Annotated in this window: 19 protein-coding genes and 1 tRNA gene; 12 read left to right on the forward strand and 8 right to left on the reverse strand. The window is 59.0% G+C overall.

Annotated features, from left to right (window positions below; translation table 11 throughout):
* The 3 genes from BM074_RS21795 to grrM are packed head-to-tail and all read left to right on the forward strand — an operon-like array spanning position 1 to position 4,980.
* The gene (locus BM074_RS21795; RefSeq protein WP_091925403.1) at positions 1-3,552 is read left to right on the forward strand and encodes an nSTAND1 domain-containing NTPase; all 3,552 of its coding nucleotides are present in this window, start codon (positions 1-3) and stop codon (positions 3,550-3,552) included.
* Positions 3,536-3,808, forward strand: coding sequence for a hypothetical protein (locus BM074_RS21800; protein WP_139217699.1), 273 nt, complete (start codon positions 3,536-3,538; stop codon positions 3,806-3,808). Before BM074_RS21795 ends, BM074_RS21800 begins: the two co-directional genes overlap by 17 nt.
* Positions 3,793-4,980: a cyclophane-forming radical SAM/SPASM peptide maturase GrrM/OscB gene (gene grrM, locus BM074_RS21805; protein WP_244533057.1), complete on the forward strand. Its 1,188-nt coding sequence runs from the start codon at positions 3,793-3,795 to the stop codon at positions 4,978-4,980. Before BM074_RS21800 ends, grrM begins: the two co-directional genes overlap by 16 nt.
* A gap of 2 nt (positions 4,981-4,982) precedes the next feature.
* Here the strand turns inward: grrM and BM074_RS21810 are convergent, their stop codons facing one another.
* On the reverse strand, positions 4,983-6,035 hold the full coding sequence (locus tag BM074_RS21810; protein WP_175499095.1) for a trypsin-like peptidase domain-containing protein: 1,053 nt from the start codon (positions 6,033-6,035) through the stop codon (positions 4,983-4,985).
* Between the two features lie 129 nt (positions 6,036-6,164).
* On the opposite strand from BM074_RS21810, the gene BM074_RS21815 reads away from it, so the two are divergent.
* Both BM074_RS21815 and BM074_RS21820 read left to right on the forward strand, forming a co-directional pair.
* Positions 6,165-6,410, forward strand: coding sequence for a BrnT family toxin (locus tag BM074_RS21815; protein WP_027229488.1), 246 nt, complete (start codon positions 6,165-6,167; stop codon positions 6,408-6,410).
* Positions 6,410-6,718 (forward strand): BrnA antitoxin family protein, encoded by a 309-nt coding sequence (locus BM074_RS21820; RefSeq protein ID WP_091925412.1) that lies wholly within the window; start codon positions 6,410-6,412, stop codon positions 6,716-6,718. Before BM074_RS21815 ends, BM074_RS21820 begins: the two co-directional genes overlap by 1 nt.
* A 73-nt stretch (positions 6,719-6,791) precedes the next feature.
* Here BM074_RS21820 and BM074_RS21825 read toward each other — a convergent pair.
* Both BM074_RS21825 and BM074_RS21830 read right to left on the reverse strand, forming a co-directional pair.
* Positions 6,792-6,866: transfer RNA gene (locus BM074_RS21825), tRNA-Val, on the reverse strand.
* A 100-nt stretch (positions 6,867-6,966) separates the two neighbouring features.
* A complete protein-coding gene (locus BM074_RS21830) occupies positions 6,967-7,329 on the reverse strand; it encodes a cell cycle two-component system response regulator CpdR (RefSeq protein WP_027229490.1) in 363 nt (120 codons plus the stop codon).
* Between the two features lie 281 nt (positions 7,330-7,610).
* Here BM074_RS21830 and BM074_RS21835 point away from each other — a divergent pair, with 281 nt between their 5' ends.
* On the forward strand, positions 7,611-8,501 hold the full coding sequence (locus BM074_RS21835) for an N-formylglutamate amidohydrolase (protein ID WP_027229491.1): 891 nt from the start codon (positions 7,611-7,613) through the stop codon (positions 8,499-8,501).
* Between the two features lie 240 nt (positions 8,502-8,741).
* Positions 8,742-9,515, forward strand: a complete 774-nt coding sequence (hisN, locus tag BM074_RS21840) for a histidinol-phosphatase (protein WP_091925414.1) — start codon at positions 8,742-8,744, stop codon at positions 9,513-9,515.
* Between the two features lie 39 nt (positions 9,516-9,554).
* Here the strand turns inward: hisN and BM074_RS21845 are convergent, their stop codons facing one another.
* Both BM074_RS21845 and BM074_RS21850 read right to left on the reverse strand, forming a co-directional pair.
* Positions 9,555-10,580, reverse strand: a complete 1,026-nt coding sequence (locus tag BM074_RS21845) for an alpha/beta fold hydrolase (protein WP_244533059.1) — start codon at positions 10,578-10,580, stop codon at positions 9,555-9,557.
* A 173-nt stretch (positions 10,581-10,753) separates the two neighbouring features.
* Positions 10,754-11,176: a hypothetical protein gene (locus BM074_RS21850; protein ID WP_051614367.1), complete on the reverse strand. Its 423-nt coding sequence runs from the start codon at positions 11,174-11,176 to the stop codon at positions 10,754-10,756.
* A 294-nt stretch (positions 11,177-11,470) separates the two neighbouring features.
* Here BM074_RS21850 and BM074_RS21855 point away from each other — a divergent pair, with 294 nt between their 5' ends.
* Positions 11,471-11,941, forward strand: a complete 471-nt coding sequence (locus BM074_RS21855) for an Hsp20 family protein (protein WP_027229493.1) — start codon at positions 11,471-11,473, stop codon at positions 11,939-11,941.
* 50 nt (positions 11,942-11,991) lie between these two features.
* On the opposite strand, the gene BM074_RS21860 is transcribed toward BM074_RS21855, so the two are convergent.
* Positions 11,992-13,041 (reverse strand): threonine aldolase family protein, encoded by a 1,050-nt coding sequence (locus tag BM074_RS21860; RefSeq protein WP_091925417.1) that lies wholly within the window; start codon positions 13,039-13,041, stop codon positions 11,992-11,994.
* Positions 13,042-13,470: 429 nt separating this feature from the next.
* Here BM074_RS21860 and gltB point away from each other — a divergent pair, with 429 nt between their 5' ends.
* The 3 genes from gltB to BM074_RS21875 all read left to right on the forward strand — a co-directional run bounded on the left by gltB (position 13,471) and on the right by BM074_RS21875 (position 20,112).
* Positions 13,471-18,189 (forward strand): glutamate synthase large subunit, encoded by a 4,719-nt coding sequence (gene gltB / locus BM074_RS21865; RefSeq protein ID WP_091925419.1) that lies wholly within the window; start codon positions 13,471-13,473, stop codon positions 18,187-18,189.
* A gap of 117 nt (positions 18,190-18,306) precedes the next feature.
* Complete coding sequence (locus BM074_RS21870) at positions 18,307-19,761, forward strand: glutamate synthase subunit beta (protein ID WP_091925422.1); 1,455 nt, start codon at positions 18,307-18,309, stop codon at positions 19,759-19,761.
* A 153-nt stretch (positions 19,762-19,914) separates the two neighbouring features.
* A complete protein-coding gene (locus BM074_RS21875; RefSeq protein WP_091925425.1) occupies positions 19,915-20,112 on the forward strand; it encodes a hypothetical protein in 198 nt (65 codons plus the stop codon).
* 21 nt (positions 20,113-20,133) lie between these two features.
* Here BM074_RS21875 and BM074_RS21880 read toward each other — a convergent pair whose 3' ends face one another.
* The gene (locus BM074_RS21880) at positions 20,134-21,369 is read right to left on the reverse strand and encodes an SGNH/GDSL hydrolase family protein (protein WP_091925428.1); all 1,236 of its coding nucleotides are present in this window, start codon (positions 21,367-21,369) and stop codon (positions 20,134-20,136) included.
* A 13-nt stretch (positions 21,370-21,382) separates the two neighbouring features.
* On the reverse strand, positions 21,383-22,606 hold the full coding sequence (locus BM074_RS21885; protein WP_091925431.1) for a lytic murein transglycosylase: 1,224 nt from the start codon (positions 22,604-22,606) through the stop codon (positions 21,383-21,385).
* Positions 22,607-22,917: 311 nt separating this feature from the next.
* Between BM074_RS21885 and galU the strand changes: the two genes are divergently transcribed.
* Positions 22,918-23,817 (forward strand): UTP--glucose-1-phosphate uridylyltransferase GalU, encoded by a 900-nt coding sequence (gene galU, locus BM074_RS21890; RefSeq protein WP_091925786.1) that lies wholly within the window; start codon positions 22,918-22,920, stop codon positions 23,815-23,817.
* Positions 23,818-24,254 lie beyond the last annotated feature (437 nt).

Below are 24,254 nucleotides of genomic sequence, written 5' to 3' on the forward strand. Positions count from 1 at the left end.
GTGAACGTAATCCCCGGTGCAGCGACCGACCTGCCGGAGACCCATGCCGAGATCTTCATCCGGCGCTGGCTAGCGGGTGACAAATCGTGTTTTGCCAAGGGGGCGGGTATCCTCATCACGACCCCCTATCCGGGCCTGCGCAGTTTTCGCAGGGACCTTGCGCGATATTTCTGTGGCCGCGAAACACAAAAGCGCGATCTGAAAAAATTCTTCGCCAATCGCGAGACCGAGAACACGGCGACATCCGGGAGAATGACCTTTGTCGTCGGCGGCTCGGGCAGCGGCAAATCTTCGCTGACACGCGCTGGCCTTATCGCGGAACTCGACAGTATTCCGATCAAGGGGCAATGGGGCGCATGGTACGTCGCCGAAATGCGACCGGCAAAAGACCCGATCGGGCAGCTCCAACAAGCCTTGTGGAGCGTTCTACGTTCGATCATCGACCTCGCCTATGTCGATCCCGATACCGAAGACATGCCCAAAGGCGATTTCCCCGAGCGCTCGACCGCGGAAAAATCGGCCTCGATCCGTGGGGCAACGGACCGTATACGCGGAGCGGCGCGCGAGTTCGGCATCGAATGGCCCGACGATGCAACCCAGCACGATGTCGAGACAGCAACGCTGCGATGGCTGGATCGCGAAATTTCGCCGACGAAAGGCACCATATCGACCCGATCGGTGTTCGATTTCGTCAGTGAAGTCCTTGCGACTTTTGACGAAGCCGCAAGCTATGGCGAGCGGAGCGGGCGCCCACTGCTCCTGCTTCACATCGACCAGTTCGAGGAGATATTCCGCAAGGAGTGCGATGCGGATGGCCGCAAGGCGCTGATCGGCCTGCTCCGCGATATTTACGAGTACAAGCCTGCCTGTCTCTTCGCGGTTGCCACGATGCGCAGCGAGGAACTGCACCGGTTTTCCGAATATGCCGGCATGGCCGAGGTTATCAATTCCTCGATGTATCTGGTTGACCTCGTCACCGGTGATGACATTGAGGCGGCAATCGTCGAGCCGGCAGGCCGACTTGCCAAGCTCTGGGAACTGCCCCTCGACGCCGCCACCGAAGCGCGGATCGCACCCTACACGGCAGAATCGGTGAAGGAGCTCAAGGAGGCGTACCGAGAGGCCGGCGAAGCTCTGCAGCACAAGGCTGATAAGTTGCCCCTCTTGCAGCATTTTCTGCCGCTGGTCTGGGAACACGCCGTCGATGACTGGATTGCGAGGCGGGCAAAGAACAAGGATGCGCAGTTCGAAATCGACACCCAGCATCTTGCGTCCGTTCCCGGTTGGACGCCAACGGCGGCCAACGAGCAGGTATGCCGGCTCGGGCGCTGTCTCAACGCCGCCGCCGATCGGGTTTTCGCCGAGGCCGAGGACGTGATGACGGCGATGGCGAAGGAGCAAGGCTTCAAGGGCGGCCAGAATGATTTGCGTCTTGAGGCGGAAGGAATTCTTTCCGTTTCCTTGTGCTGCCTGGCGCAGCTCGATGATGGCGGCCAGGCGGTGAGAAAATTCGTTTCGGTCGACGAGATGCTGGCGACGAGCGCCGGCGCGGTTCGGCTCGGAACATCGAAGGCGGCGAAGGGGCTGCTTCGGTCCTACCTGCGCGATGCGCTGCAGAAGTTCGAGGATGCGGGCCTCGTCGAACTCCTGCCATCCGAGAGCGGAGAGAGGTCGGACATCTACAATGTCACGCACGAGTCGCTCATCCGTAACTGGGCGGCGTACAAGCAGCATCTCGAATTGCAAAAGCGCCTCGAACAGCGCCTGGCGCAGCTCGCAATCCAGGAGCTTCCGGCGATCGACAATATCGAAAGCGGGCTGCTGCATCGCTTGTTCCACAGGAACTGGGAGGCGGCGAGCACGCTGATCCCTTCGGAAAGCCAGGCGACACTACGCCTGCTGTTCGGCCCGGATTCCCGTTACAGCGATGCGTGGGCTAAGGACGTTCTTGTCGAAAAAAAGAAGCAACTTGTTTCGATCGGCGATACTGGCCAGGCCCTGGTAGAGCCGGACAAGCGGATTCGTTGGATAGGCGACCTCTGGCGCGACGCTGTCAAATGGCGCGAATGGGGCAGCAAATGGGTCAACCAGTTGCAGACCCTCGTCATGTGGGGCGTCAGCGCCATCGCCGCCTTGGCCATGGTCGCGCTCGGAGCTTCCTTGTGGGCCAATAATGAGCGCGTCAGGGCAGACGGCCTTGCGGTGCAACTCAATCGTGCGCTCGCGGTCAACGATTTCGCCAACTCGACCGCCCCTCGCAACGGTGCTGACGATCGCGCCCTGAAATGGCTGATCGACACGGTAAAAGCGGACTATCAATCGACGCATGACGAACAGCAGAAATCCGTGCTGCGCAAAACCATCGGCCTCATCGATACCGGTGCGCGCGCGGTCTACGGCGCCGATCTTATGGTTTCGTTCGAGCCTGGCTTGCCGAAGGGCGAAATCCAGAACGTGGACTGCAAGAAGGCGACCGAGAATTCCGGCGCATTAGATGCGTCCAAGATAGCGTTCAAGGTGCCGTCACCCTTCGATGGAAACCCCATAAGTACCGTTACAAAACTTGAATGCGGGTCGAAGGACGGCAACTGGGTTTTCCGTCTCGACGTATCGGAATCACCCAGCAACAATATGACCACGCGGCTCGACACATATGTAGGCTTGCGGCGGCTCAACACACCGACGCAATTTGGTGTTCGCGGACCGCGCTCGACTGAAAGCGGCGAGAAAATCAACCTCCTCGTCCAGGATCGCGAGATACGCACGCGGCTGGCAGATGTAAAAATCCAGGATGTGAAGTTCGTCCAGGCCGGCGCGGTCGTCGGCTTTTTGATTCCGAACATTGGTCCGGAACATGCGGGCAAGCGGACGAATGTCTATTTATGGACGACGACAGGCCTTTCTGATCCGATCCAGGTCCCGACCGGAATGGCTGGCGCAGGGTTGCTGGCCGCCGGACAAGGGAACGATGCGGCCAAAGACGGGCGGGCGTGCCGATCCTACAAGGTGAACCTTTTCAGGGCGACGGCAGGGAAGGGCGGACCCGACGATGTCAGGGCCCTCGACACGAGGCCGACCTATCGCACCTGTGACGCCGGTCCCGTCGATCTTGATACAAATGACAAGCAGCTTGTGGTATACAGGGCAGGTTATGACAACAAGAAATGCCTCGATGATCTGTCGGACTGCCAGAACACGATAGAGGTGCAGTACAGGGATGCTGCGAAGGGCCTTGCCGAGCCGGATGATGGGCATACCGCTCGGACCCGCATCGTATATATCGGTCCAAAAATCATCGACGCAGGCGTTCAGGGCGATTGGCTGTGGCTCGAAGACGTCAAGCTGCGCAAGTGGCGATATCTTGTTGGTACGCAGCCGCTGAGCGATATCCTCGAGATGCGGTGGCAGAATGCCAGCGGAGCCTCGCTTCAGGGTGCTGCCGGTTTCAAATATCGCTTGCCGCAGACGTGCAAGGACATCGCGGAATGCAAGGCATTTGTCTCGAAACCCGATAAAGGTTGGCCTGGAGTTGAAGATGAAAGTAACGAGTAATCTGCGAACTTTGGGCCTCGGCGCCCTGGCGGCAGTCGCACTGACCCCGCCGGGGAACGCATCGCCCGAAGCACCTGTCGCCGTGGAAAACCTGCGGGCGATCGACAGGCTTGGCCAGATCAGGTCGGATTATCTGAAAGCAATCGGCAAGCCTGAACTGGCAGAAGAGCCTGACAGCACGCAGATTGCGCAGTGGCAGAATTTTCCGAACTTCGGTAATTTTCCGAACTGGGCGAATGGATGGCAGAATTACTAGACGCGCAGTCCCTGCGTGCCACGACCCGGCTGCTGGTGATGCAGCCGACGGCGTTCTGCAACATCAATTGCGATTATTGCTATTTGCCGCATCGTAACGACAAAACGGTCATGCCGCTGGAAACAGTCGGCCGCGCCGCCAGCTTCATCTTCGATTCGCAACTCAATGCGCCGGACTTTACAATCGTCTGGCACGCCGGCGAGCCCCTGGTCATTGCTCCGGAATGGTATCGTCAGGCCATTGCCCTTTTCGACCGGGTGGCGCCGGCCGGACTCGCCGTGCCGCACGCCATGCAGACCAACGGCATGCTGATCGACGACAAATGGTGTGACTTCTTCCTGGAAACGCATATGCGCGTAGGTGTCAGCCTCGACGGAACAGCGCGGCTGCATGATGCACGGCGCAAAACGCGATCGGGGAAAGGCACGCATGCGCAGGTCATGCGCGGCATCGATCATCTGCGCCGCCGCGGCGTCCCCTTCCATATCATCTGCGTAGTCGGCAAGGCGACCCTCGATGCTGCGGAAGAACTGATGGATTTCTTCAATGCTGAGGATATTCGCCATGTGGGTTTCAACGTCGAGGAAATAGAGGGCTCCGTTGAAACGTCGACGCTTGAGGCGGAAGGGTCTGACACCGCATTCCGCCGGTTTTTCGCCCGCGTGAGCGAAAGAGCGCGCGCAGCCGATCCTCCCATATTGATCCGCGAACGCGAAGACCTTCTCGCCTGCCTGCAGAGCCCGGCCTTCGGCTACTTCGGCTACAATTCGCAGAACGCTCCGTTCGGGATCGTGACCGTATCGTCCGGCGGCGATCTCTTCACTTTCTCGCCTGAACTTGCCGGCCTCAAAAATGAAGCCTTTGGGGATTTCTGTATTGGAAATCTAGCCGACGCGACGCCGTCCAGCGCGCTGGCATCGTCTACGTTCCGGGCAATGTGGCACGATATCGATGAAGGGGTCAGCCGATGCAAGGCAAGCTGCGCCTATTTCAACCTGTGCATGGGCGGCGCGCCGGTCAACAAGCTCTTCGAGAACGGAACGTTCAACAGCACCGAAACCATGTTCTGCCGCCTGTCGCACCAGGCGGTCGCCGATGTGGTGCTGGCGGAAATCGAGAGCAATCTCGCCGCGGCGCCAAAGGCCGCCGCGTTCATTGCGGCTGCAGGCTAGACCTATTGCCAGAACGGGGGAAGCTGCTTGGCCTGCCAGGCAGCGACGATTAAGCCAATCGGTATGCCTTGGTTGTAGGCAGCACGAATCTCGGACCGCGGATCGCCTGCATGGTGCAGGGCGACGAGTTCAAGACGCTGGTTGAACACCGGCGAACCGGACGAGCCGCCGAGCGTATCGGCGTCATAGCGAAAGCGGGAGCCATTCTCGTTGGTGCCGAGCGATTTGCCGATCGCCAGCGCTTGCGGCGTTCCCGCTGGGTGTTGAACGATGAGAACTGGCAAATCAGCATTGGGAAGAGCGATATTGGCTGCAACGCGGATCGGCTTCCAGTCGGTCAGCGGCGATGCAAGGCGCAGCACCGCGTAATCGAGGTTCGACGCGCTGGCGATGCCTGCTCCGCCGGTGTCGACCGTATCGAACGGGCTGGCGTCAAGCGTCCATGCGTCGCCTGCGGCAAGATTATAGGGTGTGCCCTCGTCGAGCCCGTTGGCGTCGCGGGCATACCCGAAACGACAAACGATGTCGGCGGGGCTCGCCTCCTTGTTCAACTGCCGCTTGACGACATGATGATTGGTGAGGACCAGATCGGGCGCGACGAGAAGCCCGGTGCCTTGGGCCTGGCCGCTCGGAAACTCGATCCGGCACGTCGCCGCGCTGACGAGAGCGAGGCTTTGCGCCCAGATCCTCAGATCGGCAAAGCCACCGCCCTGCACGATCTTTTCGAGCTGCATCGAGGGGGCGGCGGCCAAGCGCTCCGGTGCGGAGGTCCCCGCTGCACGGATGGCATCGGGCAGACGCCGCACCCACGGATTCTTGCCGCGTTGTCTCTGCAGGGCGTCGACGAGGCTGTCGGTCCATCCCTCGCTCTGGATGCTGATCAGATAGGCATGGATTTGTTGCTCGAAGCTGCCGGGCCCGACCTCATTGGCGAGCGACCCCTTGTCGAGTTCGTCGGAGAGGAACATGTCGAAGCGCGACACTGTCGGAAACGAGCGCAGTATAGCCTCGCGCAGGATTTTCAACTGCGGCCCTGAAAGCTCGTTCCAATCCATGATGCCCCCGCGCTCGTCTACGCTCACACCGATCATACACGTGGGAGAACGCTTGCGCCACGAGAATGCAATGGGTTTAACTGTGCGCAGGAAGACCTTGTTTAATGAATTAATGTACGTACATTATAAATGAAGATCATTTGGGACGAACCTAAACGATTGGCTAACATATCGAAGCATGGCTTGGACTTTGCTGCCTTGTCGTTTGAGTTCTTTCTTGCTTCGATGATCATTCCAGCCAGGGCAGGCCGCAGCAAAGCTATCGGTCGTTTCGAGAGCGGCATGATTGTGGTGGTCTTTAACGTGCTTGGAAAAGAAGCATTGTCGGTGATCTCGATGCGTCCAGCACGTATAGACGAAAGGCGTTTGCTCTGATGGTCAAAAAAACGTTCAAGACAGGCTTTGAACCGGGTCGTGGTTTCACACAAGAGGATTGGGACGCAGTCGATAGCCCGCCGTTGACGACGGAAGAGATCGCCCAAGCAAAGCCCTTCCGTGAAGCTCTTCCAGAGCTTGCCACCGAGATGGACAGAGAAATTGCCAGACGCGGCCGGCCAAAGGCGGAACTAACCAAAATGCCGGTTACGATCCGTCTCGATGCAGACGTCATTGCCAAGTTCAAAGCCACGGGCAAGGGCTGGCAGAGTAAAATCAATGACGTCTTGAAGCGTGCGAAGGTTTAGGATTTCTGGCTCGCCCAGCCTCAACATCTGCGCTGCAGACATTTGACATACGAACTATGAGTGGGGGTTCAGATGGTGGGCGTGACAGGGATTGAACCTGTGACCCCTACGATGTCAACGTAGTGCTCTCCCGCTGAGCTACACGCCCATCTGACGGGGCGCATACACCATATTGAATCAGCCCCGTCAATAGCGCCTGAAGAACTTATCGGGCTTTCTTTATCGGAACGAAAGAATGTCGCAGCTTCTCAAGCTGCGACCAGCATTTTTTCGATTTCGTTGACGAGATCGCGCAGATGGAACGGCTTCGACAGCACCTTGGCATCCTTAGGCGCCTTCGAATCGGAATTGAGGGCAACCGCGGCAAAGCCGGTAATGAACATGATCTTCAAGTCCGGGTCGATCTCCGAGGCGCGCCGTGCAAGCTCGATCCCGTCCATCTCCGGCATGACGATGTCGGTCAAAAGCAGCGAGAACGGCTCTTCGCGCAAGCGATCGTAGGCGCTGGCACCATTGTCGAAATGCGTGACGTGATAGCCCGCCTTTTCCAGCGCCTTGACCAGAAAGCGCCGCATATCATTGTCATCTTCTGCAAGAAGGATTCTCTTCATCAGTCCGTCCGAATTCTCTAGCGCCGGATCATCCCCAAACCCTGCGTCGTACTACTCTTAACAAAACGCTTTTTTGGTAAAGATCGCGTGAATGATTTGCTAGAAATAAGGGCGAACGGGGCAAAAGTCGAGGTGTCGCCAGTGTGATCAGCATTGAGCCTTAACGCCGGGGAAAGTTGGCGGACAAGCCGTTTCGAACCGTTCATCAATTCCCTATCGCGGAAACTTGCACTAGAGTGGGGAAAACCAGCCCGCCTTGCAGCGAAACCTTGAAGCAGAAGATGACAGTCGAGCGCGATTTCACCGATATCCAGCCGTTCGAAGTGCGGCAACCATCCGATCAGCGCATTCCTTTCGTTTTCAATTCCCCGCATAGCGGCCGCTTTTACCCGCGCGCTTTCCTCGAACAGTCGCAGCTCGACCCGCAAACCATTCGCCGGTCAGAGGATTGTTTCGTCGACCAGCTGTTCGCCACCGCCGTGCCGCTTGGAGCACCCTTGTTGCTGGCGCACTTCCCGCGCGCCTACCTCGATGTCAATCGCGAACCCTACGAACTTGACGCCAAGATGTTTCAGGAGGCTCTGCCTTCCTATGCCAATGGAAGTTCCGCCCGTGTCGCCGGAGGCCTCGGTACCGTGCCGCGCCTCGTTGGCGAGGGCCAGGAAATCTATGCAAAGAAATTGCCGCTGGGCGAGGCGCTGGATCGCATCAGCACGATCTACAAGCCCTACCATGCCAGGCTCAGCGGCCTTCTCTCGGCAACGCGACAGCGCTTCGGCTACGGCGTCCTGGTGGATTGCCATTCGATGCCGACAGGCATCCGCTTCCCGGAGAGCGGGATGCGCCCGGATTTCATCATCGGCGACCGGTTCGGAACGAGCTGCGCACCGGAACTCGCCAACTCCGCTATCCATCTCCTGCGGGAAATGGGCTACCTCGTTGCGCACAACAAGCCCTATGCCGGGGGCTATATCACCGAACACTACGGCAGCCCGCTGAAGGGCCTTCACGCGCTGCAGATCGAGGTCAATCGCGGCCTCTATCTCAACGAACAGAGTTACGAGAAGAAGTCCGGGTTCGATCAATTACAGCGGGATATCGCCCAGTTTCTTGCCGACCTCGTCTCGCTGCCAGATTTTTATTTTCTCGACCAGCCGCTCGCGGCGGAATAGGCACATATTCGCGCGGCCAATAAAAAAGACCGCGCATGAAGCGCGGTCCAAGTCTAGGGAGGAAACGCCCAAGGAGGGCAGAACAGGTCGCCCCGTTCACCCACAACTCTATGCTGCGTCGCACAAATGTCAAGAAATTTGTGTATGTTTTTGTGCACCGATGGCGACTGCTCAAATAATATGCACCAATCTCATCCATAATGCACCTGTATGAGAATGTTTTAATCGCGAGGAGCCATTTTGGTCGTAGAACTTTCCTTTTTAAAGCGGATTGCGAGTGTCGCCGCAGAGCAGACCTTGCCGCGATTCCGCAATATTTCGCTCATCGACAATAAATTCGAGTCGGGGTTTGATCCGGTTACCGAGGCTGATCGGGAGGCCGAGAAAGCGATTCGCGCGCTGATCAATGCGGAGCATCCAGACCACGGTATTCTGGGTGAAGAATATGGCGGCGAGAATCTCGACCATTCGCATATCTGGGTAATCGATCCGATCGACGGCACGCGCGCATTTATCTCCGGTATCCCGGTCTGGGGTACCCTGGCCGGGCTTACTGTGGATGGTGACGCGGTTGCCGGCGTCATGGCGCAGCCATTTACCAATGAGCTGTTCCTGTGTGATGGCGAAGCGTCGTGGTATGAGGGTCCGGGCGGAACGCGGCGGCTTGAGACACGCAAGACGCGCGATCTCGCCGATGCCACATTGTTCACGACGACGCCCGCTATATTCAAGGCCGAGAAGCGGACTGCCTATGATCGCGTCGAACAACGCGTCAAGCTCGCCCGCTACGGCACCGATTGCTACGCCTATGCGATGGTTGCTGCGGGTTTTGTCGATCTCGTCATTGAGACGGGCCTTCATCCCTATGACATTGTTGCGCTGATACCCATCATCGAAAAGGCGGGCGGCGTTGTGACAACCTGGGATGGCGGTCCAGCCGAAAAGGCCGGAAGTATCATTGCCGCCGCCAACGCCGAACTCCATGCGCAGGCTCTTGACGTTTTGAACGGGTAGAGCACGACATGCGGCGGCGCCTGCGCGCCTCGTCGGTTTTCAGGCGCTGCCGTCCAGCGCAGGCTCGTTTTCTTCGCCAGCCTCCGCCAGAACGGACCCATCGTCACCGCCGGTGCCAGGGATGAAGGCATCGAAGGCAGCGAAGAACTGCTCTCGGTACAAATCCTTTTCCTGCAGGATCTCGTGGCGCGCGCCATCGATGGTAAGCAGCGTCGTATTGCGCATCTGCACGGCGAACCGTTCTATTGCCGGCGTCGAGACGACGGTGTCGGCCCCGGCCGCAACGATGAGTGTCGGGATGCGGATCGTGTCGACGTAGTCGGGCCTGGTTACGCGCTTGATCGCCTTCGCGGCGGCGACGATCCAGCTTGCGGTCGGGCCCCCGATCGCAAGCTCGGGCGCGCTTTCAAGGACGCCGCAATTGCGATCGTAGCGGCTCGCATCAGATGTCACCTCATTGGCCGCAAACGGGCGCAAGACATGCGGACCGCCGAGCATATATGTGCCGCCGAGCGCGGTTGAACGCAGCGTATTGGCGATGACCCGTGCGGTCAGCTTGCGGGCGCGGCCGGAATTGATGTCGAGAAGTGGTGCAATCAGCACCATCCGCCGTATACGGTTGGCAAAGGCCGGTGCGGCAACGAGGGCAGCCAGTGCTCCGGCCGAATGGGCGAGAACGTAATATGGGCCACGGCAGTCGGGGAGGATAACGGACTTGAACAGCAACTCGAAATCGCCCGCATAATCATCGAAACGCTTCACGAAGCCCTTGGCGGCATTGCGTAAATATCGGCTTGACGCGCCTTGCCCTCGCCAGTCGAAGGTCGCCACCGCAAAACCCCGCGAGGCGAGATCAGTAATCGTCTCGAAGTATTTTTCGATGCACTCGTTGCGGCCATGCAGAATGATGATCGTGCCATGCAGCGGGTGGCTGGAGGCGGGGGTGATCGCATAGCGGAGCACCTTGCCTTTGCCGAGATCGAGCCCCTCGACACGCGTGCCGGCCGGTATCGGGTTGGCGGCGGTTTCGACAAGGGGGCGGATCGTTTGCTTTTGCTGGTCCACGTCGGTGCCGGCTCGATGTGATGGTTGAATGCGCTTTTGATAAGATGCGCCGCCTTAAAGGTCAAACGGCGGCGTCCAGAAAAAGAATGACCGGAAACCCTGCCTGGGAGTTTCCGGTCAATACGTTGCGGCTGGAAGGGACGTTACATCCGCAACGATCTCGGCTTGTTTGATCAGTAAGCCGGATTTATTTCGATGCTGAAGCCGCTTTTAGGACGGTCGTAGTAACGATCGCGGCCCATGCGCCGGGTTTCAAGAATGTCGCCGTCACGAGATACAACGACAAGGACGGGCTCGCCGCGGCGCGAGGTGCGGGCAAAGTAGCGACCGCGATCGAAGTTCACATCGCGCACCCTGTAGCCGCGCCGTTCGAGCATGCGGGTAACATCGCGCGGTCCGAACCGGTAGCGACGGTCATCGCGGTAGCCTTCGTAGTAGCGGCGGTCCTGTACCAGATAGCCATCATTGTAATCTTCGTCGTCCACGTAGATCGCCGGCGCGCTGTTCCGGTAGTAGCGGCCATCGGCGAAAGCCGAAGCCGAGAAGCCGGTGATCAGAAGCGCCACTGACGTGAGCGCAAGAACGGTCTTTTTCATTTCAAAGTCCTTTGTCGTGTCGGATCGAATGCCAGATTGAGTGTAGGTTTAGCGGCATCGAGCTGAACGTATTCCGAAGAACATGTTCATTTTGCGTTCATCTGGCGGCCGGGATCGTCACGCTGGCGCTGGACTTTTTGATGCCTGCCGCGCCCTTGAAATCGAGAAATGCCTAACCAAATAGACGTTGTGACCGCCATAACGGGGTCTCTGGTTTACGAAGGCTTGCCACTGCGGGAGCTCTCAATCGAACCAAAATACGCAAACATTGTCGCTCTAAAGGAGGGCTTAAACATGCGTCACGTTGATTTCTCACCCCTTTACCGTTCTACCGTCGGCTTTGACCGGCTGTTCACCATTCTTGATTCGCTGGCTCAGCCGGAAGGCGCCCAGACCTATCCGCCCTATAATATCGAGCGGACCGGCGACAACGCCTATCGCATCACCATGGCCGTTGCAGGGTTCTCGGAGGACGAGATCCAGATCGAGGCACATCGCAACCAGCTGAAGGTCACCGGCGAAAAGAATGCCGAGAAAACCGATGAAAATGCCGAAACGCTTTATCGCGGCATTGCTTCGCGGGCTTTCGAACGTCGCTTCCATCTTGCCGATTTCGTCGAGGTCAGTGGTGCCAGCCTGAAAAACGGCCTGCTGCATATCGATCTCAAGCGCGAAATCCCGGAAGAGATGAAGCCGCGCAAGATTGCCGTGACTTCCCTGTCGGACACGGAAGCCAAGCAGATAGAAGCTAAAGCCGCCCGCTAAGCGATTGGCAAGGTGCAACGGGAGAAAGCGGCGTGAAAACGCCGCTTTTTTCATGCGATGAGGGCGCCGAAGCGGTCTACTTCATCCGGCGTTGTTGCAAAGCTCGTCACCATCCGAGCAAGCGATTCGCCTTCAGCAGCAACTCTTCCTTCAAAATGCGGCGCTCGCCAATCGTGAAAAACAGCGCCGGCTCCCCGCAGTTTTGCGGCTGTTTCTCTTGGCATCACGGGAAACACCTCGTTTGCGCGTGGCTCCCAGGCGAGGCGCAGTTGCTTTGATGCGCGAATATGGCCCGCGAGGCGTGCACTCATGGCATTGGCGTGAGCCGCAAGTTCCAGCCATAAGCCCCCGCCGAAGTAAGCCTCGAACTGGGCGGCGATGAAACGCGATTTTGAAAAATGTTGGGCGACGCGCTTGCGCAGGAAGGGGAAGCCCTCCGCTCTTGCCGGGTCCATGAACACCAGCGCTTCGGCGCACCAGCAGCCGTTCTTGGTGCCGCCGAAGGACACGATGTCTACCCCCTGCCGCCACGTCATGTCTGCCGGCGAGCATCCAAGCGATACCAGCGCATTGGCAAAGCGGGCGCCATCCATATGCAGCGGCAGATCGTGCTCGCGGCAGAGCGCGGAGATGGCGGCAATGTCGGCGAGTTCGTAGAGCGTTCCGATCTCGGTGGCCTGGGTAATAGACACGCCCATCGCCTGGCCGATAAAGACGTTACCGGGCGTAACGGGTTCAAGAGCGGATCTGAGGTTATTCAAATCCATGCGTCCGGTCGGTCCATCGACGGGACGCAGGCGGGCGCCTACGCTGATGAATTCGGGAGCCCCGGCCTCATCGCCAATAAGATGTGCTTCCCGGTGCGTGAATGTCATCCCGCCGGGCCTGGCAAAGCTTGCGAGCGCCAGAGAATTGGCCGCCGTGCCGGTCCCAACGAAGAAAACCGCGACCTCACGTTCGAATATCTCGCAAAAGGTTTGTTCCACTGCCTTGTCAAGCGCGCTCGACCCATAGGCCGGCACAAAACCGCCTGCATTCTTGACCAGGCTTTCAGCGATCTTGGGGTGGGCGCCGGCCCAATTGTCGGAAGCAAAATGCATGAGATTGTCCTGCAGTACGATCTGATGCGGCTGGCATATCCCTTTAGCAGACGCGTGGAAAGCCATGCTCGCATGAGGCTGCGGGGGAAGCAGCTGTTTTCCTTGGCCTTTTTGGCGGAAATCACCCTAACCGAAACTATCGCGATACTTTGGCGGTCTTTTGCGCAATGATGTTTCGCGCAGTGCGCATATTTTTTACTTTTCCATCTTGTGTGATGGCGTTTATTCTGGCATACCACAATAAGACAGCATTGCTGTCCTATTTGCGTGAACCGAAACGGGATGGTGGGCAATCTTGCTTCCGTCCCTAGAATGGTGACCGCAGCCTGCAACCGGAAGATATGCCGCACCGAGGCGGGGCTGGAATTATGTTATTCCGTCCCATGAGAGATTGACCGCCCGCAACGGGCCGAATTGGAGGAATTGACGATGACGGATTTGACGCCATCTGTAACGACTGAACTTGCTCAGGCCGTACAGACTCGTGCGGTCAAAACCAATAAATCGTCGGGTATTCCGTCAAAACAGGGCCTTTACGATCCGCGCAATGAGCATGACGCCTGCGGCGTCGGCTTCGTTGCGCATATGAAGGGCGTGAAGTCGCACAAGATCATCGAAGACGGCCTGTTCATGCTCGAAAACCTCACCCACCGCGGTGCGGTTGGCGCCGACCCGCTCATGGGCGATGGCGCGGGCATGCTCGTCCAGATTCCCGATGCGTTTTTCCGGGCCGAATGGGCCGAAAAAGGTGTCGAGCTGCCCCCGGTCAACCATTATGCGGTCGGTTACCTGTTCATGCCGCAGGATGCGGAAGAGCGGGCGCATATCGAAACCGTCATTTCCGAGGTAATCGCTTCGGAAGGCCAGTCGCTGATTGGCTTTCGCGACGTTCCCGTCGACAATTCCTCGCTGTCGAAGGCACCGCATATTGCAGCGACCGAACCGTTCCACCGGCAGGTCTTCATCGGCCGCAACCCCAACATCGAAACCAACGAGGATTTCGAGGGCCGGCTCTTTGTCCTGCGAAAGGTCATCTCGAACCGCATCTACCAGGAGAACGGCGGCAAGGAGAGCGATTTCTACGTCGTCTCGATGTCGGCGCGGACCATCGTCTACAAGGGGATGTTCCTCGCCTATCAGGTTGGCGCCTACTACAGGGATCTGAAGGATCCGCGCTTTGAAAGCGCGCTTGCACTTGTCCACCAGCGGTTTTCTACGAACACCTTCCCGTCATGGAAGCTGGCGCATCCCTATCGCATGGTCGCGCACAATGGCGAGATCAACACGCTGCGCGGCAATGTCAACTGGATGGCGGCACGCCAGGCCTCGGTCGACAGCGAGTATTTCGGCAACGACATCTCCAAGCTCTGGCCCATTTCCTATGAGGGGCAGTCCGATACCGCCTGCTTCGACAACGCGCTGGAGTTCCTGTTCCAGGGCGGCTATTCGCTCGCGCATTCGATGATGATGCTCATTCCCGAAGCATGGTCCGGCAACAAGCTGATGTCGGAAGAGCGCAAGGCGTTCTACGAATATCATGCAGCGCTGATGGAGCCATGGGATGGCCCGGCGGCGATCGCCTTTACCGACGGCCGCCAGATCGGCGCGACGCTCGATCGCAACGGCTTGCGTCCCGCGCGCTACATCGTGACCGATGATGATTACGTCATCATGGCGTCGGAAGCCGGCGTCTTGCCGGTGCCGGAAGAAAAGATCGTCAAGAAGTGGCGCCTGCAGCCCGGCCGCATGCTGCTGATCGACATCGAGAAGGGGCGCATCGTTTCTGACGAGGAGATCAAGTCAGAGATCGCGACGCGCCACCCCTACAAGCAGTGGCTGAAGAACACGCAGCTCATTCTTGAAGAACTGAGCCCGGTCGAGCCGCGCGCGCTGCGCAAGGATGTGAGCCTTCTCGATCGCCAGCAGGCGTTTGGCTATACGCAGGAAGACACGCGTCTCCTGATGTCGCCCATGGCGACGACGGGCCAGGAAGCAATCGGTTCGATGGGCACTGACACGCCGATTTCGGCCATGTCGGACAAGTCGAAGCTGCTCTATACCTATTTCAAGCAGAACTTCGCCCAGGTCACCAACCCGCCGATCGACCCGATCCGCGAGGAACTGGTCATGAGCCTGGTCTCGTTCATCGGCCCGCGTCCGAACATCTTCGATCTCGTCGGCTCCTCGCGCCGCAAGCGGCTGGAGGTGCGCCAGCCGATCCTGACCAACGGCGACCTCGAGAAGATCCGTTCCATCGGCCACACCGAAGATCGGTTCGATACGAAGACGCTCGACATAGCCTATAGCGTCGATGAAGGTGCTGCCGGTCTCGCCGGTGCGGTCGAACGCCTGTGCGACCGAGCTGAAGCTGCCGTCCATGGCGGCTACAACATCATCATCCTTTCCGACCGCCAGGTTGGTCCGGACCGCATACCGATCCCCGCCCTTTTGGCGACGGCCGCAGTCCACCATCACCTGATCCGCAAGGGTCTGCGCACCTCGGTGGGTCTCGTCGTGGAATCGGGCGAGCCGCGCGAAGTGCACCATTTCTGCTGCCTCGCCGGCTATGGCGCGGAGGCGATCAACCCTTACCTCGCGTTCGACACCCTGCTCGACATGCACAAGCGCGGCGAGTTCCCGCCGGAAGTCGATGCCAAGGAAGTCGTTTCGCGCTACATGAAGTCGATCGGCAAGGGCATCCTCAAGGTCATGTCCAAGATGGGCATCTCCACCTATCAGTCCTATTGCGGTGCGCAGATTTTCGACGCCGTCGGCCTGAAGACTGATTTTGTCGACCGCTTCTTCTTTGGCACGGCAACGACCATCGAGGGCGTTGGTCTTGAGGAAGTTGCCGAGGAAACGGTGCGCCGTCACCGCGATGCGTTCGGCAACGATCCTGTCCTGTCGAGCACGCTTGAGGTCGGCGGCGAATATGCCTACCGCATTCGCGGCGAGGCACATCTGTGGTCGCCCGATGCGGTCGCCAAGCTGCAGCATGCGGTGCGCACGGAATCGGCCGCAACGTTCAAGGAATACTCGGACCTCGTAAACAGCCAGTCGGCACGTGCGCAGACAATTCGCGGCCTTTTCAAGATCAGATTGGCAACAGATGCGGGCCGCAAGCCGATATCGATCGACGATGTTGAGCCGGCTAAAGAGATCGTCAAGCGGTTCTCGACGGGCGCGATGTCATTCGGCTCGATCAGCCGCGAGGCGCATACGACGCTCGCCATCGCCATGAACCGGATTGGCGGCAGGTCCAACACCGGCGAGGGCGGCGAGGAACCAGACCGCTTCTACCCGCTGCCGGACGGCAAGCCGAACCCGGAACGTTCGGCCATCAAGCAGGTGGCATCTGGCCGTTTCGGCGTGACGACGGAGTACCTCGTCAACTCGGACATGATGCAGATCAAGGTGGCGCAGGGTGCCAAGCCCGGCGAGGGCGGACAGTTGCCCGGTCACAAGGTCGATGCGACGGTGGCGAAGACCCGGCATTCCACGCCCGGCGTTGGCCTTATCTCGCCGCCGCCGCACCATGACATCTATTCGATCGAAGACTTGGCGCAGCTGATCTACGACCTCAAGAACGTCAACCCCGAGGCGGATGTTTCGGTGAAGCTGGTCTCCGAGGTTGGCGTCGGTACGGTCGCGGCCGGTGTCGCCAAGGCGCGCGCCGATCACATCACCATTTCCGGTTATGACGGCGGAACCGGTGCGTCGCCCCTGACTTCGCTCAAGCACGCGGGCAGCCCCTGGGAAATGGGCCTTGCCGAGACGCAGCAGACGCTCGTCCTCAACGGCTTGCGCTCGCGCATCGCACTGCAAGTCGATGGCGGTCTGCGCACGGGACGCGACGTGATCATCGGTGCCCTGCTTGGCGCCGACGAGTTCGGCTTCTCGACAGCGCCGCTCATCGCGGCGGGCTGCATCATGATGCGCAAGTGCCACCTCAACACCTGCCCGGTCGGCGTCGCGACGCAGGACCCGGTATTGCGCAAGCGCTTCAAGGGTACGCCCGAGCACGTCATCAACTTCTTCTTCTACATGGCGGAAGAGGTACGGCAGTTCCTCGCCGAAATGGGCTACACCCGGCTCGAAGAGATCGTCGGCAAGACGGAACTCCTCGAGAAGCGCGAGGCGATCGAACATTGGAAGGCCAAGGGTCTCGACTTCACCCGCATCTTCCACAAGCCCGAGGCGCCCGAAGAAAAGACGCGGTGGACCGAGCGGCAGAACCATCCGATCGTCGATATTCTCGATCGCAAGCTGATCGAGCAGGCAAGGACCGCGCTCGAAAGCAAGATCCCTGTCAGGATCGAGATGGACATCAAGAACGTCGACCGCTCGGCCGGTGCCATGCTCTCGGGCGAAGTGGCCAAGCGCTACCGGCACAAGGGGCTCAAGGACGAGACCATTTCGGTCAAATTCCATGGGACGGCCGGGCAATCCTTCGGCGCCTTCCTCGCGCGGGGCATTTCGTTCGATCTTATCGGCGATGGCAACGACTATGTCGGCAAGGGCCTTTGCGGCGGACGCATAGTCATCCGCCCGCCGGAAAATACCAGGATCGTCCCGGAAAACTCGATCATCGTCGGCAATACCGTGCTTTACGGGGCCATCGAGGGCGAGGCATATTTCCGCGGTGTAGCCGGCGAACGTTTTGCCGTGCGCAACTCGGGGGCGATTGCCGTCGTCGAAGGCACGGGTGACCATGGCTGCGAGTACATGACCGGCGGCGTTGTCGTCGTCATTGGCCAGACCGGGCGCAACTTCGCGGCAGGTATGTCGGGCGGTGTCGCCTATGTACTCGACGAAGCCGGCGATTTTGCGCAGCGCTGCAACATGGCGATGGTCGAACTCGAACCGGTTCCGGAAGAGGACGACATTCTCGAAAAGTTGCATCATCACGGCGGCGATCTCATGCACAAGGGTCGCGTCGATGTCTCGGCCAATATGACGAGGCACGACGAAGAACGGCTTGTACAGCTGATTTCGAACCACATGCACTACACCGGTTCGGCGCGGGCGAAGGAAATTCTCGACAATTGGGAAAGCTTCCGGCCGAAATTCGTGAAAGTCATGCCGGTCGAATACCGTCGCGCGCTCGAAGATATGGAGCGCATGCGCATGGGCGTCGCAGCCGAATAAAGTCAACAAGCACCATGCTTCGAGCGTCTTATCAAAGACGCTCGGCATGGGGCGAATGCTGCCCTAACCCCTGAAAAGGCGAGGGTAGTCCCCCGAGAGGCGAGGGAGAGAAGTTTTATGGGTAAGGTTACAGGTTTTCTCGAAATCGACCGGCAGGTTGGCAAGTATCAGCCGGCGTCGGATCGCATACGGCATTTCCGGGAGTTTACGATCCCGATGTCGGATAGCGAAGTGAAGAAGCAGGCGGCGCGCTGCATGGATTGCGGCATTCCATTCTGCCATGGACCGACGGGCTGTCCGGTCCACAATCAGATTCCGGACTGGAACGATCTCGTCTACAACGACAATTGGGACGAGGCGATCCGCAATCTTCACTCCACCAATAACTTTCCGGAGTTTACCGGCCGTATTTGCCCCGCGCCTTGTGAGGAAGCCTGCACGCTCAACCTCGAGGACGTACCGGTCTCGATCAAGACGGTGGAGCAGGCGATTGCCGACAAGGCCTATGAAAAGGGCTTCATCATTCCCCAGCCGGCTCTTGCCAAGACCGGCAAGAATGTCGCGGTCATCGGCTCGGGTCCGGCAGGCCTTGCCGCCGCCCAGCAGCTTGGCCGCGCCGGCCACGAGGTTCATGTCTACGAGCGGGAAAGCCGGCCGGGTGGTCTGCTGCGCTATGGTATCCCCGATTTCAAGATGGAGAAGCATTTCATCGACCGGCGCATCGCGCAGATGGAAGGCGAGGGCGTAACTTTCTTCTGCGGCGTGAACGTTGGCGTGGACAAGCCGGTCCAGGAGCTTATCGATACCTATGATGCGGTGCTTTACTGCGGTGGCGCCGAAACCCCCCGTCCCGCCGGCATTCCCGGCGCGGAGTTCGAGGGCGTCCACGACGCCATGCATTATCTCGTCCAGCAGAACCGGCGCATAGGCCGCGAGAACATCGAGTCGGTCGCCTGGCCGAGCGATCCAATCGTCGCGTCGGGCAAGCATGTAGTCGTGGTCGGTGGCGGCGACACGGCGTCCGACTGCGTCGGAACAGCATTCCGCCAAGGCGCTGTAAAGGTTACGCAGCTCGATATTCGCCCGCAGCCGCCGGAAAGGGAAGACAAGCTCAGCGTCTGGCCCTACTGGGCGACCAAGATGCGCACATCATCCTCACAGGCTGAAGGCGCGGATCGCGAATTCCAGGTTGCGACGCTTGAATTCATCGGCGAAAACGGCAGCTTGACCCATGTGAAGTGCTGCGAAGTCGATGAGGCGCGCAAGCCTATCCCGGGAACGGACTTCTTCATCAGGGCCGATCTTGCGTTCATCGCCATCGGCTTCTCCGGCCCATTCGAGAACAATATCGTCAAGGAGCTCTCGGGCTCGCTCGACATGCGCGCCGACCGGCGCGGCAATCGATCCGTCTCCGCCGACGACAAGAACTATCGGACCAGTGTCGACAAGCTATACGTCGCCGGTGACGTGCGCCGCGGTCAGTCGCTGGTCGTATGGGCTATTCGGGAAGGTCGCCAGGCTGCCCATGCCATAGACGCAGCGATCATGGGGTCATCGGTCCTCCCCCGCTGACGCAAAGGGCCGGCACGTATTAAATCGCGTGCCGGTGGCATATCCTGTCGACGCTCATTTACCGAGCCCGAGACCCATCAATATTAGACTTTTGATTAATTGATTTAGGTCGCCAGACCGTTCATAGACCTGTTGTCGTGGAGTATTTTACCAATGTATTTGAGAATTCTGCTTACCGCCGCCCTGCTTGGACTTGCCTCATGCAACCAACCCACGGACGCTGCCGTCCAGGGCAATGCACCCGCAACGGCTTCCGTCGCCACCAGCGCCAGCGATCAGCCTCAGCCGATGCCGGTCATCTATGTTCCGGTCAAGGCACCATCCGAGGCCGAAGCGAAGACTCCGTCTTAAGAAGAAATGGCGATAGTGGCCTCACTGTTTCGGCCATGAAAAATCGTTGACCCGGCCGGGCTGCCCCTCGGGCGGTACGCCGTCTATGACCAGCCGGTCGCGCGCAGATTTGTCGCCGCCAACTGCCGGACGGGGAGCAGCGCCGAGCAAATCCGTGCCACCGTCCAGTTCCGGATCGTTGAGGCTGACCGGCGCAAGCCGGTCGATCTTGGCGGGCACCCCCGGCGCGCCCGTCAGCGCCTGTACCGGAGCCCCCGGTTTGATCGCGGCAATGTCCGGCGACGTTGCATTGCCGAGCATCTGCCGCAGCGGCTTTTCCACGTAGAATGCCAGTTTGCGTTTACCGGCGGCAGTCATGCCAATACCGTCATTGTTGCGCAGACGCGCCGTCTGGCCGGAAACATCGAAGCCGGACAGGGTGAAGTTGCCGCTCTGATCGACAAAACCGTCCCAGACATCGACAAAAGTGCCCCCCGCCTTTTCGGTGGCATTGCGATAGAACTCGTTGAAGGCGAGGACGTCGTTGGTGATGCTTTTCGATTTGAAGGCAGGCTGGCCCACCCATACGACAGGTTGGCCCGCCTTCTTCACCGCATCGAGAAAGCCGTTCATCCGCACCTGGTATTCCTTGGTCCAGTCGTCGGTCAGAAGTACCTTGCCGTCGGAGAATTGTTGGCGATCATTGGCCCCAATCATGATGACCACCACGGCCGGTTTTTCCTTGGCGATCATTTCACCGATGGAAGCCGGCCAATCGCGATGATCGCTGCGCACGAAACCCGAAGACCCATCGGCCTTGTCGATGACGCGCACACCCGGTGCATCGATGAACGCGGCATCCAGCCCTTCCGCGAGGCTGCCGGCCATGAAGTCGCCGACGACCAGCACCGGCTTTGCGTCGGGCAATTTTGCCTGGATGGGGGCCTCGCTGTTTGGAACCGGCGATGTCCTTACCGTGTCCGGCCGCGGGCGCGCGCGCTTTAGCGGCGGCCTGCTCTTGCTTGGCGGGCGGGCGCGCCTGCCGTCATCGATCAGGCGGTCTGTATTTTCGCGGTAAATGCGCGGACCGAACAACATGTCAAGCAGCGTGCGCGCAGTTGCATGTTCGATGAACAGGAAGGTGCCGGCGAGGGCAATGGCGATTGCAAGCAGCGACGGCGACCGAAGGACGGTTGGCGCGGCAACAAGGCAGGCCGGCAGGAGAGCGGGACGTGAACCAACCCGCGAACGTAATCTGTACCTGCCAAACCCAATCATCTGCGTCACTTAGCTATTTTTTCCGGATGACGGTCAACACTTCCTTGCTGGGATGACCGTCCGGATCAAGTCCCATCTGCTTCTGGAACGCCTGGATGGCATCCCGCGAGCTCGTACCGATCTTGCCATCGACCTTGCCGTCATAATAGCCGAGTTCGCGTAAATGGCTCTGCAATTCTTCGCGTTCCTTCATGGTGATCGGCGTGAAGGGGCGGTTCCAGTCCTGGCGCAGGCCCGGGGCCCCGGCGATCTGGTCGGCGAGCAAACCCACGGCAAGCGCATATTTGTCGGCATTATTATAGTTCTTCAAGACGAAGAAGTTGCGTGTCATCAGGAACGAAGGGCCGGCACGGCCGTCCGGCACCTTTAGCGTCGCCTTCTCGCTGCCGCGGGGGAAGGGCTTGCCATTGGCGCGCACGACGCCGAGCTGCTGCCATTCGGCGATGGTGTGCGAGCCGCCAGGCAGTTTGCGGCCGGCTGGCAGGACGACTTCATAGCCCCAGGTGCGGCCGCTCTCCCAGCCATTCTTGCGCAAGAGGTTTGCGGCCGTAGCGAGTGCATCGGGTACGGAATTCCAGATGTCGCGTTTGCCATTGCCGTCCATGTCCACCGCGTATGCAAGATAGCTGGTCGGAATGAACTGGGTGTGACCGAGCGCGCCCGCCCACGAACCCGTCAGATGGCTGCGGTCGATGTCACCGGTCTGCAGAATTTTCATCGCTGCAATAAGTTGCGTGCGCGCATATTTTGCCCGGCGAGGGTCGGCATAAGCGAGCGTCGCAAGCGAGCGGACCGCGTCGCGCATCACATCGTCGCGTTTCATGATCTCGCCGAAGTTGGTTTCCATCGACCAGATAGCAAGCAGGATGTTGCGATCGACCCCGAAGGATTTTTCGATCGCTCCGAGCCAGCGGCTATACTTGCGCGCCATTTCGCGGCCCGTTTGTACCGAATGCTCATTCACACGGTTGTCGAGATAGCCCCAGACCGGTTCGGTAAACTCTGGCTGAAATTGAGCCTTTTGCAGGACTTCCGGATCGATTTCCGTCACGCCGGCGAAGGCACGTTGGTAGGTGGCAGCGGAAATGCCGCTGCTCAACGCGGTTGCACGAAAATCCTGTATCCAGCTTTGGAACTTCGCGTCAGCTGCCGCGATCCCCGTCGATCCTGCCAATCCAAGGCATGCAACCGCTGCAGCGATCATGAGGCGCCGTGCGAACCCCGTTGAACTCACCATTATGTTTTCTCCTCGAACTGTGTTTCCACATTTTTGGGTCAAACGATAAAATAGACATGGCAAAGTTAGGAATTGGTTTACCATGCATCGGCAAACGCGCGCTGCCAGGCTACATTAACAACGGCAACGAATATTTATTTTACAGCGTTATGTATTTTGGGTCTTTGAGACCGAATTGTCTAGCGCATAAACCCAGAGCCGGCGGCGGTTTTGTACAAGTTTATGCGTAAATTTGAAATGATACTGTTCGCTTGCATCTTGTGCAGAATGCATCGTCAGTAATCGAAGCGTGCAACACTGACGAGGTAACGATGACGACGAGAAAGCAAATCCGTAAGGCCGTCTTTCCAGTTGCGGGTTTTGGTACCCGCGTGCTCCCGGCGACAAAATCAATTCCCAAGGAAATGCTGACCGTTGTCGACAAGCCGGTCATCCAATATGTGGTGGATGAGGCGCGCGAGGCGGGCATCGAGCATTTCATCTTCGTGACCGGACGCAACAAAGCGGTCATCGAGGATTATTTCGACGCGCAGTACGAGCTCTATGCCACGCTCGCTGAACGCGGCAAGACCGGACTTCTCGAGGAACTCCAAGGCATCCAGCCAGGACCCGGAACGACGAGCTTCACCCGTCAGCAGGTGCCGATGGGGCTTGGCCATGCGGTCTGGTGCGCACGCGACATCGTCGGCGATGAGCCATTCGCGCTGTTGCTCCCCGACATGATCATGCAGCCCGAATCGACCGGTTGCATGGCCGATATGGTCGAGCTCTATAACCAGTCAGGCGGCAATGTCATCGCAGTGCAGGAATGCGATCCGGCCGAAACGCATAAATACGGCATTGTCGGTCAGGGCAGGCCGGTTGGCAAGGGTTTCGAATTGACCGAGATGGTCGAGAAGCCGGCCAAGGGCACGGCGCCGTCCAATCTTTACATCAATGGCCGTTACATCCTCCAGCCGGAAATCTTCGACATTCTCGAGCATCAGGAGCGGGGCGCAGGCAATGAAATTCAGTTGACCGACGCCATGCTGAAGCTGACGAAGGAACAGGACTTCTTCGGCTACCACTTCCGCGGACGAACCTATGACACCGGTTCGAAGGAAGGCTTCGTCGAAGCCAATGTCGCCTTCGCCCTGTGGCGCAACGATATCCGTGGCGGCGTTATCGACAATATCGGCAATATGCTGAAGACGATCCAGCCGAAGGACTGAGTGGGCGTTTGGCGGGTAGCCTCGACTGGCGGCTTCCCGCTCCTAGTCTACCCCTCCACCGTTATCCTTGTACGTGGTCCGCTAGGTCGCGGAAATTCGCCCTATCTGCCGTAATCGTGGATCCTCGGGACAAGGGCCAGAGGATGACGGCAGTGGTGGATGGATGACGGGTAGTGTGGGGGGCTCTTTGTGGCTCTCACGTACGAGACGATGCCGTCGCCGCCGTTCCTGTCAAACGCGTCGTCGCGCTCTTCTCAATTGGCATAACGGCCGCACCAAATGGTTTATTCCCGACCTCTCCATCATCCTCCGGACCCTTACCCTCTTCGCCGTCATCCTCGGGCCCTTGTCCCGAGGATCCACTGTTATGACGGCTGCTGCGTTGATGGCTCGACCACGTGGTGATTTATCCTCGGGACAACAGCCCGAGGATGACG

The sequence above is a fragment of the Phyllobacterium sp. CL33Tsu genome (assembly GCF_900113985.1).
Taxonomy (GTDB): Bacteria; Pseudomonadota; Alphaproteobacteria; order Rhizobiales; family Rhizobiaceae; genus Phyllobacterium; species Phyllobacterium pellucidum.